Below are 12,724 nucleotides of genomic sequence, written 5' to 3'. Positions count from 1 at the left end.
ATTGTCGCTGGGAATTGAAGATTGACACCAGAACCCGCCCCTACATCATGGTTTATTATCAATTAATTTTTAGCGACTAGAAGGGGGTAAAGACCTAAAAATACCTCTACCTGTGGGTATTCTGCCATTACCTGGAGTTACTCTAGAATCAATTCCGTTACCAGGAGATAGACCGCCATTCAAGTCTCCCCGACTCCTATTGACGTTGTTTTGTATGGTCTGTAGGGAATCAGATCCCATGTTAATGGTTTCTACGCTATCACCACCACTACTCTCTAAGGGGTTAGCAACACCCCCTAAAGCATCCCCAAGAAAAGTGTTAGTAAACCCAGGGTCTTGGGTTTCCTCAAAAAAGGGAGCCCTGAGCCGCCGTTGAGCGATCGCATTTTCTTGTATAGTTCCATTAGAGGCGATCGCTATGCCATCAGAACCGACCCCAGCCGTAATAGTCACAATTGGTAGGAGCCACAATAGTCTCGAAAAATTAGCCATCATCTCAAATCCTCCTCAAATTATCAAATTAGCAGCTATGCCTTGAGATTAGATCCCAGACCTCCAATTTTCTGCTAAACTCCCGAAAGTGCAATTATAACCATCACATCAATTTAGCTTAACTAACTTAATATCGTTTGCTCCAAACTACAACCATGAAATCAACCTTGGTCAAAAAAACCAGTTTCCTCATTGCCTTATTTTTGGTCAGCCTAATTGCTGTCATACAAATTCCAGCGATCGCACTCCCGCCAGCTTTTCGGACACCACCGACCCCCTCCGACTTACCCCTACTTCCCCCAGAAATTCTTGATGAACCCCTACCCCTAGAGCCGCCACAGCCCACCATTGCACCTCCTCCCGCACCAGTTATCGAGGAAACCATCACGCCTCCTCCCGCACCAGTTATTGAGGAAACCATTACACCCCCACCAGTTCCTGATATACCTCCACCAGTTCCCGAACCGCCGATCGCCCCCCCACCCATTCCCCAAATTCCCAAAACCGAAATTCGCGGCGTTTGGATGACCACCAATGATACAGATGTGTTAATGAATCAGCCTAGACTCGAAGAAGCAGTCAGCAAACTCGCCCGATTCAATTTTAACACAATTTATCCAGTGGTTTGGAACTCTGGCTATGTCACCTATAAAAGTTCTGTAGTTAAAGAAGCAGGAATTCAGCCTTTTGTCCGCCGAGGTTTCCAAGGACAAGATATGCTCGCTGATTTAATTGAACGCGCTCATCGTCATAACTTATTAGTGCTTCCTTGGTTTGAGTTCGGTTTTATGGCTCCCCCCACTTCCGAGTTAGCTTTAAAACATCCCAACTGGCTCACTCAACAGCAAAATGGAACTAAAACTTCCATGAGCGCCGCCGGGGAAGTGGTTTGGTTAAATCCCTTTCACCCAGAAGTCCAGAAGTTTATGACTGATTTAATTGTAGAGGTCGTTACAGACTACGATATTGATGGCGTACAGTTTGACGACCATACCAGTTTACCTAGTGCATTTGGATATGACCCTTATACCATTTCTCTTTATCAAAGAGAGACTAATCGCACCCCACCTAGTAACCCCCAAGACCCCGCCTGGGTGCGTTGGCGTGCTAATAAAATCACCGCTTTTATGAGACAATTGCACCGCGCTATTAAAGCCAAAAAACCTCATAGCATTATTTCCGTTAGTCCCAACCCTTATCATATCGCCTATAACGGTCATTTACAGGATTGGGTTACTTGGGTTAGAGATGGTCTTGTTGATGAGTTGGTCGTGCAGGTTTATCGGGATGAATTGGACTTTTTTATTACTGAGTTGAACCGCCCGGAAATGAAAGCCGCACAAAACAAGATTTCTACCGGCGTTGGTATTCTCACCGGTTTGAGAACTAGACCAGTTCCTATCAATTTCATCCAGTCCAAGGTTCGCGCCGCCCGCGATCGCCAATTCGGTGTCGCTTTCTTTTTCTATGAAAGTCTCTGGGACCACGCCGCCGAACCCCTCGCAGAACGACAGCATAGTTTTGAGTCTATGTTTCCTCAACCTGCTATTCGCGCCTCTATTCGCTAACCGACTTCAATTCTGGGTTGGTTGGGGATATGCACAAAATGTCGTTTTTGTCAAGAGGTCGATTTTTGGCCGTCCCTTACTTACCCAAAACTCGTGATTCGTGAATTATATTTTTTAGCCAGAAAATATTTGTATGGGCGCTATAATAAGGGTTTCAGCGCCTTTTTTTGCGTATAGACACAGTAATCCCTTGGGTGCGATTTATTCTAGGATACCAGAACCCCTATGATTTCGTCAACCTTTTGCGAGCTATTTTCAATAAAAACTTATTAATTCTTAATGTCGTTCGGAACATCAAAATTATCTGGCTGGAAGTATTAGCAAAACTTAACTTTTTGAGCCAATAATAGGGGGGAGGCGATCGCCTATAGGTGTCTGTGATGTGGTATAGATATTAAGGTTTGGTCAGTTAATGATATGAGACTGAATAAAATCGAGGATAGTAGTTAATCCTTGCTTTTCCTTGAGATTAGTAAAGACAAAAGGTTTATTTCCGCGCATCTTTTTAGTATCTCTTTCCATGACGGTTAAATCCGCCCCCACAAAGGGAGCTAAATCAATCTTATTAATCACCAATAAATCCGACTTAGTAATTCCCGGTCCACCTTTGCGGGGGATTTTATCACCCGCCGCCACATCAATAACATAGAGAGTTAAATCGACCAATTCCGGGCTAAAAGTCGCCGCCAAATTATCGCCACCACTCTCTAAAAACACCACATCCAAATTAGGAAAAGTAGACTCCAACTCTTGAATAGCACTAAGATTAATCGAAGCATCCTCACGGATAGCGGTATGGGGACAGCCTCCCGTTTCCACGCCGATAATTCTCTCGGCTTCTAAGGCTTGCGATCGCATCAGAAACTGAGCATCTTCTTGGGTGTAAATATCATTAGTAACCACAGCCATTTGAAAGCGATCGCGCAAGGCTTTACACAGTGCATCAAGTAAAGCCGTCTTACCCGACCCCACAGGTCCAGCAATTCCCACTCGAAAAGGACTCATTAAATTCCCCTGATTATAGATAACTTAAAACTCGATACCCGGTTGAGCCTTAACCCCTTGTTCCCGGAAAGGATGCTTAACCAAAGTCATCTCCGTAACCAGATCCGCCCGTTCTATCAAACTAGGGGGAGCCCCACGACCCGTCAAAATCACATGGGAGTCGTGAGGTTTCTTGTCCAAACCCTCCAAAACCGTTTCTACAGTGAGATATCCCAATTTTATCGCAATATTAATTTCATCTAAAAGGACTAACTTAATCTCAGGATTTTCAATTAAAGATAGACTAAGTTTCCAGGCTTCATGAACCCTTTGGATATCGCGATCGCGGTCTTGAGTTTCCCAGGTAAAACCTTCCCCCAAAGCATGAAACTGTAATTGTTCCGGCCAGAGACTGAAAACCGCCTTTTCTGCTGGTTCCCATGCGCCCTTGATGTACTGGACGATCGCCACCTTATAGCCATGACCAAGCGATCGTAAAACCATCCCCAAAGCAGCCGTAGTTTTACCCTTCCCATTGCCAGTATTGACAATAATCAAACCCTTTTCCACCTGTCTATCAGCTACCCGCTGGTCTTGAATTTCCTTGCGGCGCTGCATTTTTTGGCGGTGTTGTTCCGCCGTCAAACCCGTAGTTTCCATAGCGATCGCATCACTGAGTAAGATATGATTAACTCTAGCATAGAGGCGGCTAAAGCTGCTATAGAGTATTGACAGGAAAACCCATAAATCCCCATGGTGAGATTGTATGTTATCAGCCCAAGCCGCAGAAGCAATTATTTTAGAACAAGTAGCCCCACCCCACCAACAACATATAGAACTCGTCAAATTATCCGAGGCTACCGGACGCATTCTCGCCGCCCCGATTACCAGTGAATTAGACTTCCCCCACTGGGATAACTCCGCCATGGACGGTTATGCTGTCCGTTATGCTGATGTCGCCCACAGTAGCGCCGAACATCCTGTTACCTTGGAAGTCATAGAAGAAATACCCGCCGGATATTGTCCCCAAAAAACCATCGCCCCCGGACAAGCCGCGCGCATTTTTACCGGAGCCTGTTTACCTCCTGGGGCTGATACCATTGTAATTCAGGAAGATACCCAACCTGATGGCGATCGCATCAAAATCCTAACCACCCCCCAACTGAGAGCCTTTGTGCGTCATCAGGGGTCCTATAGTCGCGCCGGAGACCCTCTGCTACCTCCGGGAATTAGCTTAGGAGTTGCAGAAATCGCAGTTTTAGCCGCCGCCAAATGTGTGTCGGTCCCAGTTTATGCTAAACTCAAGGTAGCATTGATATCAACCGGGAATGAATTAATCCCCCCAGAGCATCCCATAGCCCCAGGAAAGCTAGTAGACTCTAATCAGTATGCTTTAGCTAGTTGGGTGATGCAAATGGGCGCAGAACCCCTTATTTTAGGGATTATTCCCGATGAACCCCAAGCCCTCAAAACTGCGATCGCCAAAGCCCTACTCACCGCTGATATAGTATTATCAACCGGGGGAGTGTCCGTCGGGGATTATGATTATGTTGGTCAAATTCTCGCTGACCTTGGGGGGGAAATTCTGGTCAACTCAGTAGCCGTCAAACCCGGAAAACCCCTCACCTTCGCGACCTTTCCCAATTGTTTGTATTTTGGTTTACCCGGAAACCCCGTGTCAGCCTTAGTCACCTGCTGGCGGTTTGTCCAACCGGCTTTGAAAAAACGAAGCGGACTCGCGGGTGAGTTTTGGGGACCAGAGTGGTGGCCAGTGCGATCGTCAACCGAATTGCGATCGGGGGGTAAGCGAGAAACCTACCTTTGGGGAAATCTGCGATCGGTCAATGGCGAAACCCAATTTATCCTCGCCCCAGGAAGTCAAAACTCTGGAAACCTGATTAACCTCGCCCAAACCAACGCCCTCGCTATGCTTCCAGTCGGTCAGACCTGCACTCAAGCCGGGGAATTTGTCCAAATTCTCAAAGTCCGTTGAGATTTTCGGTCTGCTTGGTTTCACAGGACCCCCCTTACATCTCTCATTGAACGGGGAAGTATCAACACTAATCGCCAATATTATATTGACTATAGTTTCCGCCGTCATCCTTAACTGTTAAACTGTTAGCCCAGCCTAGGCTTGGTTAACTGTTGACTAATCTGCTATTATAACATTCCTGTGAACAATAATGCGCGTTCTAATTGTTGAAGACGATCCTATGATGCAACTAGGGTTAGAGCAAGTCTTATCAGACTGTCCAGATATTACCCTAGTTGGTATTGCTGAAGATGGTTATTTAGGCGTAGAAGCCGCCAAAGAGAAAAAACCTGATATTGTGATTATGGATATCGGGTTACCTCGCCTTGATGGCATTGCAGCTACCAAACAGATTAAAGAAATCCTACCAGAAATCAGAGTCGTGATGCTCACTTCCCACACAGCAGAGACGGAGGTACTTGCTTCCCTTTCTAGTGGCGCTGATGCTTATTGTGTTAAGGGAGCTAGTGTTGATAGTTTGATTGTAGCAATACAGGCAGCCTATGAAGGTGCAACCTATCTAGATCCTCAAGTTGCTCGTGTGGTCATGGAACACCTCAAGCCACCCACACCCCAAACCAACTTGGGTACCTTATCCCCCCGCGAGTTAGAGGTGCTTAAACTTATGGTAGAAGGTAAGAGTAACCCAGAAATTGCTGAGGCTCTTTATTTAAGTCCTAACACTATTAAAACTCATGTTCGGGGGATTATGAATAAATTAGCCGTTGATGACCGGGTAATGGTTGCTGTAGTCGCTTTGCGATCGGGTTTAGTATGATTTCAATCGCGACGACAACGCCGCGACCTACTTTCAGACCTGAGAATAGGGTATTGGGGGAATTATCCCCCAATCCTTGATTAATCGACAAGGGGACCAGCGGCGGTTACTTCCTCTGGTACATTCACATATTTACTGAAGTTGTCCACAAACAACTTAGCCAATTGTTTCGCTTGTTTTTCATACTCTTGGGAATCAGACCAGGTTTTCACCGGATCAAGAATTTCGGTCGGAACTCCTGGTACAGCATCAGGAACCCAAATCTTGAAGATCGGATGCTCATGGAATTTCACATTATCCAAGTCTCCATTCACCGCCGCCGACACTAAGGCGCGAGTGTATTTGATGGGAACACGACTGCCAACTCCATAAACACCACCAGACCAGCCAGTATTCACCAAATATACATTGGTTTCTGGGTGATCCGCAAGGCGTTTACCTAGCAAAGTAGCATAAATCGCCGCTTCTAAGGGTAGGAAACATTTACCAAACCCAGCCGAGAAAGTCGCTTCTGGTTCTTTGATACCCCGTTCGGTTCCCGCTACCTTGCTGGTGTAACCAGACATAAAGTGATACATCGCTTGTTCGCGGGTCAGTTTAGAGATGGGGGGTAGAACTCCGAAAGCATCTACAGCCAAAAATAGAATGGTTTTGGGATGACCACTAACACTAGGAATAACCGCATTGGGAATGTAGTCAATGGGATAGGCAACCCGGGTATTTTCTGTTAAACTACCATCATTGTAGTCGGGAATCCGAGTGTAGCGATCGAGCACTACATTTTCCATCATTGAACCAAACCGGATCGCATCCCAAATTTGGGGCTCATTTTCTCGCGACAAGGCGATAGTTTTCGCATAGCAACCACCTTCAAAGTTGAAGATACCATCTTCTGACCAGCCGTGTTCATCATCCCCAATTAGATAGCGGTCTGGATCAGCAGAAAGGGTGGTTTTTCCGGTTCCTGATAGACCAAAAAATAAGGCAGTATTACCAGCGTCATCTACATTGGCTGCACAGTGCATGGGTAGCACATCAGCTTTGGTCATAAAGTAATTCATCAGGGAGAAAACTGATTTTTTGATTTCTCCGGCGTACTTGGAACCACCAATAATTACTAGCCGTTTGGACAGGTGAAGTACAATAAAGGCTTCACTATTGATGCCATCATCTTCGGGATCGCCGTGGAGTCCAGGAACTGCAATTACTGTAAAGTCAGAATTGTGGGTTTGTAGTTCTTCGTCTGTCGGACGAATAAACAGTTGGTGAACAAACAGGTTTTGAGATGCCAGCTCGTTGATGATCCGCACACCAAAACGACGCTGGGGATCTGCTCCGACAAAGCCATCAAAGATATATAAATCGCGACCTTGGATGTACGAACGTACCCGCCGACATAGGCGATCGAAGTTTTCTTCAGGAATGGGGACGTTCATTTTACTCCAGTGGATTTCGTCCCGACTATTCGCTTCTTCAACAATGAATTTATCGTGAGGAGAACGACCTGTATATTTACCAGTTTTTACGCAAAGGGAACCATTGGAAGCTAAGACACCTTCCCCCCTAGCTACTGCGTGTTCAATCAGAATAGGAACTGGTAGATTATGATAGACATGACCTAAATTTTTTAAGCCTAGGTTTTCTAGTCCATAGGTGAGATCACCCTGTAGACGACGTTCGACATATTTTCCGGTGTTAGCTACTGGGAAGTCTTGTCCTTGGTCCGATAATCTTTTATTGATTAGGCTGGGAATTGAAATGTTTTGATAATCACTACGATCTACTGTATTTACGCTATCCATAGTTGATAACCTCTAGTGGTTTTGAAGTGAAGTATTTACGGGCAACTATTTTTGAAGTGGTTGGGGAACATTAATTAAGTAACCTACAACTCTGACCCCAACAACTGTGGCTCTAATAACAACCCCCTACACCGAACTTAGCCTGTGAATATATAGATTATGTACACTCAGCTAGAAGTTGATCCTCAATGGAAAGTTTGAGCTTGAAGTTCGGAAACGATATTTTCGATTTTGGTGTTGATTCTCAATGCCCGCTCTCATCTGCATGAAGGTAGTTGTGCTTGGCAATGTTTTTGGTTGGATCTACCTCCACCTTAAAAAAATCATACACCGATCGCCCTAATTCTGAAGTGAAATTTTTGGAAGCGCTAATTGTACTTTTATTGCATTTGTTTAAGTTATAATTCTGAATGCAGATTTTGCATCATAGAGCACCGAAATTTCCTCAATCATAGTTTATGTTCCCTAGCTTTGGGAAGGGGTAATTCTAAAGAAAAGATAAATTTCTGTGGCGATCGCTGCGGAGTGCAGGCAAAAATCATGACAGAATAAGGGAAACCTGAAGGTTTATAGTAAGAACAGAGATCATGTACGAAAAAATTACCCCCCCCGATACAGGCGAGAAAATCACCTTCTCTGACGGAGAACCCATTGTTCCCGATAACCCAATTATTCCCTTCATTCGGGGCGACGGCACGGGTGTAGACCTCTGGCCAGCGACAGAACGAGTGATTGACGCAGCAGTGGCCAAAGCCTACGGCGGCGATCGCCAGATCAGTTGGTTTAAAATTTACGCTGGGGACGAAGCCTGCGAACAATACGGCACTTATCAATATTTACCGGAAGACACGCTGACGGCAATCCGAGAATATGGTGTGGCTATCAAAGGCCCCCTAACCACCCCCATAGGCGGCGGCATCAGATCCCTGAACGTGGCGCTACGGCAAATTAATGACCTATATACCTGCGTCCGTCCCTGTCGCTACTATCCTGGTACTCCCTCCCCCCACAAACACCCGGAACAACTCGATGTGATCATCTATCGGGAAAACACAGAAGACATATACTTAGGGATTGAATGGCGCGAGGGTACGGAAATCGCCCAAAAACTCATCGACACCCTCAACAATGAGCTAATTCCGGCTACCCCGGAACATGGCAAAAAACAGATCCGCCTAGACTCGGGTATCGGTATTAAACCGATCAGTAAAACTGGTTCCCAACGGCTAGTCCGTCGCGCCATTAAACACGCCCTGCGCCTCCCCAAAAATAAGCAAATGGTGACTCTGGTGCATAAGGGCAATATCATGAAATACACGGAGGGGGCTTTCCGAGACTGGGGTTATGAACTAGCAACTACGGAGTTTCGCGAAGAATGTATCACTGAACGAGAATCATGGATCCTCGGCAACAAAGAACATAAACCCGACATCTCCCTGGAAGATAACGCGCGCCAGGTAGAACCGGGTTTTGATGCGCTGACCCCAGAAAAACGCCAAGAAATCTGCGATGAGGTGAAGGGGGTTCTGGAGGCGCTATGGGAAAGTCACGGTAATGGTAAATGGAAAGATAAAATTATGGTCAACGATCGCATCGCTGACAGCATCTTCCAACAAATCCAAACCCGTCCTAGCGAATACTCTATCCTGGCTACGATGAACCTTAACGGAGACTACCTATCGGACGCAGCCGCCGCTATGGTAGGAGGGTTGGGTATGGGACCAGGTGCGAACATTGGTGACACCTGCGCGGTATTTGAAGCTACCCACGGTACAGCACCTAAACACGCTGGACTCGATCGCGTTAACCCCGGTTCGTTAATCCTATCGGGAGTGATGATGTTAGAATACATGGGCTGGCAAGAGGCGGCGGACCTGATTAAAAAAGGTCTGGGGGCGGCGATTTCTAACCGTGAGGTAACTTATGATCTGGCCCGACTCATGGAACCTCCGGCTGAACCCCTCAAGTGTTCAGAATTCGCCGAAGCTATCATTCGCCACTTCTAACCTATAGCAATGGGCGATCGCCTATTAACCAGAAAATAGGCAACAAGCCATCTGCTAACATAAAATGGAAATCCCTCTACCCCTTCCCTGAGCTTGTCGCCGGGAGCAGAGGGTGGGGTAGAGGGTCAGATGATCACATAGATCTATTTTTTAGCCCCAATTTTTCCAATTTTTACTCTGAGCAGGATTCAAAGCTAATGGCCAGCAAAACCGAGACCTCCGAAAAGCAGAAAGCCCTAAATTCAGTCCTTAACCAAATCGAAAAGAGTTTTGGTAAGGGGTCTATTGTCCGCCTAGGAGACTCCGCCCGCATGAAGGTGGAAACTATCTCCAGTGGCGCACTCACGTTGGATTTAGCCCTAGGTGGTGGTTTGCCCAGGGGAAGGGTGATTGAAATTTATGGCCCGGAAAGTTCCGGTAAAACTACCCTGGCGCTTCATGCGATCGCCGAAATCCAAAAAACTGGCGGAATAGCAGCTTTTGTGGACGCTGAACACGCCCTCGACCCTACCTATGCAGCCGCCCTGGGAGTAGATATTGAAAACCTCCTAGTTTCCCAACCTGACACCGGGGAAATGGCTTTAGAAATAGTAGATCAATTGGTGCGATCGGTAGCGGTTGATATTGTAGTGGTAGACTCGGTAGCTGCTTTAGTTCCCCGTGCTGAAATTGAAGGGGATATGGGGGATTCTCACATGGGACTACAAGCCCGGTTAATGAGTCAAGCCCTACGGAAAATTACCGGAAATATCGGTAAATCTGGCTGTACAGTTATTTTCCTGAATCAGTTACGCCAAAAAATTGGTATTGTCTACGGCAACCCAGAAACTACCACCGGGGGGAATGCCCTTAAATTCTACGCCTCGGTCCGTCTTGATATCCGCCGCACCCAAACCCTGAAAAAAGGCTCGGACGAGTATGGCATTCGCGCTAAAGTTAAGGTGGCTAAAAATAAGGTCGCGCCACCCTTCCGAATCGCTGAATTTGATATTATTTTCGGCCAGGGAATCTCAACTATCGGTTGTTTGATTGACCTCGCAGAAGAAACCGGAGTGATTAAACGTAAGGGCGCTTGGTATAGCTACAACAACGAGAATATCGGTCAAGGACGCGATCGCACCATCACCTATATGCAGGAAAACCCAGCATTTACCGAAGAAATTGATAAACGAGTCCGTGCCGCTTTAGCAGGGGGTGCAGTTGTATCAGCCACCTCTGTTGTTAAACTTGATGATAATCCTGACACAGATGATCATGATGTCGAAGACATTGACGAGAATACTGATGAGGAATAAATCATTAATTTAGTTAAATCAAGTCCCCTTTAACCAGTGGAAAAAGGCAATTAATTGCCTCCCCTGAAGTCCGGCACTCCCCACCCCTGTCTCCCACTATAGTCAGGGGGAGGAGTTCATTAGTTCCTGAGAAAACTCAATAATTCCCGATTAACCAGTTGGGGGACTTCCTGTTGCATCCAATGTCCGCAGTCCGAAACCAATTGTAGTCGAAAAGGTGCAGTAATCAATTTATCTAAACCTTCAACCAGTTTCTGACTCAGAAATGAATCATCTTCTCCCCATAGTACCAATGTGGGTACATTGATTTCCGTGGGACGCATCCAACTGGAAAATAAGCCCGGTGGTTGCAGGAGTTGACGATAGTAATTAATCGCCGATCGCAATACTCCCGGCTTTTCTAACGCCGCCTGATAAATTTCCGTTTCTTCGGCACTAAAAGCCCCCTTGCGGATGGCGTGTTCTCGCAGAAAACCACGGATAAACTCTTTCAAGTTTTGCTGAATTAGCCATTCAGGAACCCCCGGAACTTGAAAAGCCAACACAAACCAACTGCGACGAATTTGATCAAAATTGCCCATAAGTTCCTGAACAAACCTATGGGGAGGCGGTGCGTTTAAAATAGCCAAACGGTTAACTGATTCTGGAAATTTTTGGGCTAAATTCCAGGCGATCGCCCCCCCACAATCATGACCAACAATGTGGGCTTTTGCATATCCCAAGCGCTGAATCAATCCTCGGATATCTTGGCTAAGGGTATCGAGATCATAACCACTTTCCGGTTTATCTGAGTCATTGTAACCCCGCAAATCAGGCACAACCACCTTAAAATAACGAGAAAGCGCCGGAATTTGATAACGCCAAGCATACCAAAACTCAGGAAAACCATGTAACAAAACAACCAATTCACCTTGTCCTTGGGTTACAGAATGAAGGTGAATGTTATTCGTTTCAACATATAGGTGTTCCCACCCAGACTGCAAACCTGTCATATACTGCCACAAAAAACTACCCCAAACCACATCGATTCTTAGAGAACTAGCAGCAGCTTGGGATTGCCAAAGAGCTTGAACATCATGCTCTGGTAGGGGTCGATAATGAAGTCACCTCCATCACCTCCCCTTCAAAACCGTGCCGGCGAGTTTCCCTGCACACGGCTCCTGATGTGGATACCCTTTTTTGTTATAGGAACAGAGTTACTACCCCCCGCTTTCGTACTTCAATGTTCTGAGCTTTATGCAGCACGTAGTCTTTCAACTCGCTCTCGCCATTATACTCCTACTAATCGCAGTATCTATATCCACACCCTGCTGACCTGTGGGCATATCCCAACCATTACAGTTGGGCATTGGCTTATGGTCACATCCTTCACCCTCTAAGCATACGCTTAAATTTTTCACTACTACTACGAGTGCAACTCGCAATAGAGCATTAGAGGGGTTAAAACGTTCCGTCTCGACGGGCATTCCATCTTTAGATTTGTCCTCAGAACCGGGGTACTTTTAAAGGTCTATGTAGGTGATGACATAAATACCCTACTTTTCCCCTTGTTCTTTTGAACGCAGCGTTTCAACCTATTTCGCTACTCCGTATTAACGATGATTCAAGCCGGACATTCGGTTTCCCTAATCATGGATGGTTGGCAGTGGTCGAGTAGGAGGTAGGTTCCGACCTACGCCTTCCGTTCCCCGCTTCTATCCTGGAGTTATGATTTCCAAAACTGGGGGTGGCTATCGCCGTTACTCTCTACTCCCTGATTTCTCAGTT

10 protein-coding genes are annotated in these 12,724 nt (G+C 46.3%); 5 read left to right on the top strand and 5 right to left on the bottom strand.

The annotated features are described in order from the left end of the window. Nucleotides 1-69: 69 nt before the first annotated feature. Nucleotides 70-495, bottom strand: a complete 426-nt coding sequence (locus P5674_RS19815; protein ID WP_035736653.1) for a hypothetical protein — start codon at nt 493-495, stop codon at nt 70-72. A gap of 152 nt (nt 496-647) precedes the next feature. Between P5674_RS19815 and P5674_RS19810 the strand changes: the two genes are divergently transcribed. Further along, on the top strand, nt 648-2,060 hold the full coding sequence (locus P5674_RS19810; protein WP_006617849.1) for a family 10 glycosylhydrolase: 1,413 nt from the start codon (nt 648-650) through the stop codon (nt 2,058-2,060). A gap of 405 nt (nt 2,061-2,465) precedes the next feature. On the opposite strand, the gene ureG is transcribed toward P5674_RS19810, so the two are convergent. Together ureG and cobO are read right to left on the bottom strand one after the other, a co-directional pair. Continuing rightward, the gene (gene ureG, locus P5674_RS19805; protein WP_006617848.1) at nt 2,466-3,065 is read right to left on the bottom strand and encodes an urease accessory protein UreG; all 600 of its coding nucleotides are present in this window, start codon (nt 3,063-3,065) and stop codon (nt 2,466-2,468) included. Between the two features lie 24 nt (nt 3,066-3,089). Further along, nucleotides 3,090-3,704: a cob(I)yrinic acid a,c-diamide adenosyltransferase gene (cobO, locus tag P5674_RS19800; protein ID WP_006617847.1), complete on the bottom strand. Its 615-nt coding sequence runs from the start codon at nt 3,702-3,704 to the stop codon at nt 3,090-3,092. A 106-nt stretch (nt 3,705-3,810) separates the two neighbouring features. On the opposite strand from cobO, the gene P5674_RS19795 reads away from it, so the two are divergent. Both P5674_RS19795 and P5674_RS19790 read left to right on the top strand, forming a co-directional pair. Continuing rightward, the gene (locus P5674_RS19795; RefSeq protein ID WP_006617846.1) at nt 3,811-5,037 is read left to right on the top strand and encodes a molybdopterin molybdotransferase MoeA; all 1,227 of its coding nucleotides are present in this window, start codon (nt 3,811-3,813) and stop codon (nt 5,035-5,037) included. 190 nt (nt 5,038-5,227) lie between these two features. Then, entirely contained in the window at nt 5,228-5,854 is a 627-nt protein-coding gene (locus tag P5674_RS19790) for a response regulator (RefSeq protein WP_006617845.1), read from the top strand. Between the two features lie 80 nt (nt 5,855-5,934). Here P5674_RS19790 and pckA read toward each other — a convergent pair whose 3' ends face one another. After that, on the bottom strand, nt 5,935-7,656 hold the full coding sequence (pckA, locus tag P5674_RS19785) for a phosphoenolpyruvate carboxykinase (ATP) (protein ID WP_006617844.1): 1,722 nt from the start codon (nt 7,654-7,656) through the stop codon (nt 5,935-5,937). 587 nt (nt 7,657-8,243) lie between these two features. Between pckA and P5674_RS19780 the strand changes: the two genes are divergently transcribed. Next, complete coding sequence (locus P5674_RS19780; protein WP_046321032.1) at nt 8,244-9,662, top strand: NADP-dependent isocitrate dehydrogenase; 1,419 nt, start codon at nt 8,244-8,246, stop codon at nt 9,660-9,662. A 197-nt stretch (nt 9,663-9,859) separates the two neighbouring features. After that, the gene (recA, locus tag P5674_RS19775) at nt 9,860-10,957 is read left to right on the top strand and encodes a recombinase RecA (protein ID WP_315670216.1); all 1,098 of its coding nucleotides are present in this window, start codon (nt 9,860-9,862) and stop codon (nt 10,955-10,957) included. Nucleotides 10,958-11,076: 119 nt separating this feature from the next. On the opposite strand, the gene P5674_RS19770 is transcribed toward recA, so the two are convergent. Then, nucleotides 11,077-11,949, bottom strand: a complete 873-nt coding sequence (locus tag P5674_RS19770; protein ID WP_006617841.1) for an alpha/beta fold hydrolase — start codon at nt 11,947-11,949, stop codon at nt 11,077-11,079. Nucleotides 11,950-12,724 lie beyond the last annotated feature (775 nt).

This window comes from Limnospira sp. PMC 289.06 (genome assembly GCF_032350395.1).
Taxonomy (GTDB): Bacteria; Cyanobacteriota; Cyanobacteriia; order Cyanobacteriales; family Microcoleaceae; genus Limnospira; species Limnospira platensis.
This window is presented reverse-complemented; position numbering and strand designations above follow the sequence as displayed.

What these genes read in the sequence shown, in the direction of transcription:
- P5674_RS19815 (WP_035736653.1), bottom strand. Translation starts at nt 495, where the DNA reads ATGATGGCTAATTTTTCGAGACTATTGTGGCTCCTACCAATTGTGACT.
- P5674_RS19810 (WP_006617849.1), top strand. Translation starts at nt 648, where the DNA reads ATGAAATCAACCTTGGTCAAAAAAACCAGTTTCCTCATTGCCTTATTT.
- pckA (WP_006617844.1), bottom strand. Translation starts at nt 7,656, where the DNA reads ATGGATAGCGTAAATACAGTAGATCGTAGTGATTATCAAAACATTTCA.
- cobO (WP_006617847.1), bottom strand. Translation starts at nt 3,704, where the DNA reads ATGGAAACTACGGGTTTGACGGCGGAACAACACCGCCAAAAAATGCAG.
- recA (WP_315670216.1), top strand. Translation starts at nt 9,860, where the DNA reads ATGGCCAGCAAAACCGAGACCTCCGAAAAGCAGAAAGCCCTAAATTCA.
- P5674_RS19795 (WP_006617846.1), top strand. Translation starts at nt 3,811, where the DNA reads ATGTTATCAGCCCAAGCCGCAGAAGCAATTATTTTAGAACAAGTAGCC.
- P5674_RS19780 (WP_046321032.1), top strand. Translation starts at nt 8,244, where the DNA reads ATGTACGAAAAAATTACCCCCCCCGATACAGGCGAGAAAATCACCTTC.
- ureG (WP_006617848.1), bottom strand. Translation starts at nt 3,065, where the DNA reads ATGAGTCCTTTTCGAGTGGGAATTGCTGGACCTGTGGGGTCGGGTAAG.
- P5674_RS19790 (WP_006617845.1), top strand. Translation starts at nt 5,228, where the DNA reads ATGCGCGTTCTAATTGTTGAAGACGATCCTATGATGCAACTAGGGTTA.
- P5674_RS19770 (WP_006617841.1), bottom strand. Translation starts at nt 11,949, where the DNA reads ATGACAGGTTTGCAGTCTGGGTGGGAACACCTATATGTTGAAACGAAT.